This window comes from Thermogutta sp. (assembly GCF_039793925.1).
Classification (GTDB): domain Bacteria; phylum Planctomycetota; class Planctomycetia; order Pirellulales; family Thermoguttaceae; genus Thermogutta.
Window position 1 is genome coordinate 1 of the sequence record NZ_JBAMME010000288.1, and the last position, 3558, is coordinate 3558.

Here is a 3558-nt window from a genome sequence, read left to right on the forward strand (position 1 = left end):
TGCGATAGGTCTGGTACACCTGTTCGGCGCGTTGGCGGTAGGCATCTAAGGTGGTCGGGCTGTGGTTCGCTACGATGGGGTCGGTGGTTGCCTCTTCAGTGGCGTCTGTGTCGTTTTGCTCGATGTCTACGAATTCTGCATCACTATCGCTCATTGCCGTATCGAGCAGGGCTGCGTCCTGGGTGCCGATGGGGATCGGCAGTCCCTGTTCCAGGGCATACAGGCTGACGAGGTTGCGGAGGATGTGCCGCTCCACGGAAACGAGAAAACTGTATCCGCTCGATTCCAGACGCTTGAAGAGGTTGGTGCGGCAAAAGCCAATAAGGCGCCGGCCGGCGCGGTTGAGGTTATCGAGGATGCGTTTTTCTTCCTTAGTCGCGTGGCGATCCGCATCGGGGATGAGGTAACCTGCCATTCCGTAGCGGGGCAGTTGCAACTGCTCGATAATTTGAACCACCGCATCGCTGAACAGGCGTGCGTACTGGTCGTTGGGGTCCTGGTCACGGATGGGAAACTCCACTCGCTTGGGTTGGCGAATCGGAAAATAGGTGGGATTGCCGTTGAGCCTCACGAAGTAGCGTTGTTTCTCTTTATCGAACTCAGCATAGTGTCGGATAATGAACTGGCGTGTCCGGCGCACGAGGAACAGGCGCATAAGATCCCGCCAATCATCGGGAAAGGGGCTCTGCTCGAAGGCACGCAGCGAGCGCGGGGAGGTCTGGAACCGCGCAATGAAATCTGCCTCAGTTTTTCCCCCTTTCGCCCACTCCTGGAAGAACTTCTCGGGACGCACATGTAGGTCCTGGTCTTCATCCACAAAGAATCGAAGCTGGTTGCTCAGGTCTGTAAAGTGCTTGTTGTAGGGGGTCGCTGTGAGCAGCACCACACGAGGTTCGTTACGCTCGATATACTCCCGAATGGCCCGATACCGTTTGCCTTCACGGTTGCGCAGGTTATGGCTTTCGTCAATGATGAGTAAACGATAACGCGGGGCGTCTGGGCGATCGAGGGTTCCGATAACCTGGCCGAACGACAAGACGCGCCCGTTGATTTCGTAGGTCTGGAGGTATTGTTCCCACATCGGGATGAGTTTGGGCGGGCAGATGACGAGCGTGTTGCTTTGGTCGTCCTCCTGAAACACGCGGGCGATAGCCGTCGCCATCAGGGTCTTGCCCAGCCCCACCACATCGCCGAGCAGCACCCCGCCGCGGCGATAAAGGTAATGCGCTGCCAGCGAAACAGCCTTTTCCTGAAAATCAAGCAAAGGTGTACCCTTCTCCGCGAAGATGCGCGGCAGTCGAAAGGCACGCTCCCCTTCGCGGGCTTCTTCCGAGAGATGTTGTGCGATCTTGAGATAGATGAGATAAGGGCGTACCAGCTCGGTGCGCGCCCAACTCTTCTCAATCAGCTCAGCGAGCGTATCGGTCAGATCGAAAGTCAGTTCGTCCTGCCAGCGCTCGTCGAACCATCTCTGCAGTTTTTGCGCGGCATCCTGCTCGACCACATCCACATTGAGTTCCCCTTGCTGCGAAAGTCCCGCAAGGGTGAGGTTACTGCTGCCCACAAAACCGATCAGGGGTGTTGCAGGGTCGTCGCGCCGCACAAGATAGAGTTTTGCGTGGAGGGGATACCGCAAGAAGGCTTTCAAGAAAACTTTGCGAGCCCGAAGCTGGGCCGCTAACCTGCGAAGGGATTGCTCAGCCTGTGTGGTGGGAATGCCAAATTCCAGTTGCTCCTTGAAGCTTTCCGTGATCCGTCGCTTCAGCCGCGCAAGCTTTGGACCGTCAATCGCCTCGTGACCGCGCTTGAGACCAGCCAGGGCTTTCATTTCCTCTTCCGGTGGGCGGTGCATCCCGACCAGGATACGAGAGGCGCGGCTTTCCTCTCCGCCCGGGAGTTGGTCTGCGAAGTCGGCGAGCTGGTCCCACCCGCGCAGGTTCAGGTAACCCACGCAAAAAGCAGCGGCGCTGGCCTGGGGCAATAGATTGCATAGGCCTTCGACCAGTTTTAGTTCGATGTTGTCGAAAATCTTTGGCATCGCTGCTTTTCTCCATCACCCGTATCTTGTCTACCGTGTTTCTTCACCAGGAGCGAATTTATCACAAGCAGCGAATCGCCTAGGATCAGGCGGTTGGCCCAGCCGACCTCGTGCTGGTAGAACTCCACTTCTTTGTCGGGAGGGAGCGGTGTTTCGCCGAAGAGGTCCATTTGTAGGGGCACAGCACGCTGTGTCCCTACGGGTCGACGCACGGCTCGCAGAATGGCCTTGGTGGAGATCCTCTCGTGGATATGCAGCGAGACGACGTCCACCTCGAACGAGGTGTGCTCGGCTTTGCCTGCCCAGACCAGTTGCGGATCCAAGTGCGGGTCGTAGGCGTAGCGAGTGGTTTGGCGCTCCCGAACTTCGTAGGTGGGGGCGACGCCGGCGGGTGGGTTATTCTTCCGCTTGGAATTCGCATGCCGAAAATCGTTGACGACGTTCCCACTGCTGGCGGCACGCAACTGTTTCTTCTTAGCCATCTGTTGTTCCCCAGTGATCCTGCGCAACCGACCCTTGCCCAACTGTTCAGCTTTGCCCGACAAGAAACATCATCTCGCGGTCCAGATACCTTGGACCAAGAATTCCGGCAAACTTTTATCAGAGCCTATCCGGAACCCCACTTTACAAGGTGCCCCAAAAGAGTCCCTCCCGCAAGATGGGAATTCCTCGTAATTATCCACTTATCGGAGGGAGTGTTATAGACAGCGAAACGACTGACGCCCACCATCGGCTATTGATAAACTCCGAGAAACAATCAAACTCCTTAAAACCGAAACCCCGTTCGCGGTCGGCCACACGCCACACTCCGCGTTGCGTTGACGCTATTTATCGCCAATACCAAACTGCCTGTCAATGGAAAGCCATGCCTCGAAGGTTCTTTCTAACCGGGTGGCTCATTCCACGATCTGCTCAGCCGGTGAATAGTTCCGCTCTTGCTTGGAAGACCAGGTCTTAGCGTGGCTGACATACCGGAACACGACCTGGTCGAGGTTGTCTCGCTCGGAAGCCCAACGGGCAGCCGCTAAACCTCCGCTCGTTTCGCGGGAGCTACGCACCGCTATGAGTTTGAGTGGGTGGGACTAGGCTGCGCGGACCTTGAAGCGGCACTCCGATCCCGAAACCGCCAAGACCTATAGCTGGGAATCACGGACCTGGGGCAGGTGGTCCAGAGACGGGGCGGCTTCCTGACCGCTGGCACTTCGGGAAACCAAAACCAATCGGCAAAGCGGTGAGGTGTGGTTAGGTGCCGCGCTTGGCGCTGATCCCTGTCGAGGGACGCCTTTCACGGTGTGCGTTGGCCCTTGCACTCGGCCAAAAGTTTACCTATTTTCGCCGGGGCGCGCAATGGCACGCAATTTCGTTCAAATAGGCAAACCGGCTCCGGCCACATCGCTCCGGGCCCCCGAAGGACGTTTCCCATTCCTCGGGCACGACAAGCGTGTCCCTCCGAAAGATCCGTCAAAGGGACCTGCTTGTCAGGTCCGATGCAGGCTCTACAGGACTTTTCTGCCTCTAAC

General features: G+C 57.4%; 2 protein-coding genes. Both read right to left on the minus strand.

The genetic code is table 11. From position 1 onward, the window contains the following. Positions 1-2038: SNF2-related protein (locus ABJK56_RS14650; RefSeq protein ID WP_347245411.1), on the minus strand; the 2038-nt coding region annotated here is incomplete at its 3' end. Then, on the minus strand, positions 2008-2520 hold the full coding sequence (locus tag ABJK56_RS14655; protein ID WP_347245412.1) for a hypothetical protein: 513 nt from the start codon (positions 2518-2520) through the stop codon (positions 2008-2010). The genes ABJK56_RS14655 and ABJK56_RS14650, both read right to left, overlap by 31 nt. Between the last annotated feature and the right edge of the window lie 1038 nt (positions 2521-3558).

Coding starts and splice junctions, on each gene's coding strand:
- ABJK56_RS14655 (WP_347245412.1), bottom strand. CDS start 2,520: ATGGCTAAGAAGAAACAGTTGCGTGCCGCCAGCAGTGGGAACGTCGTC.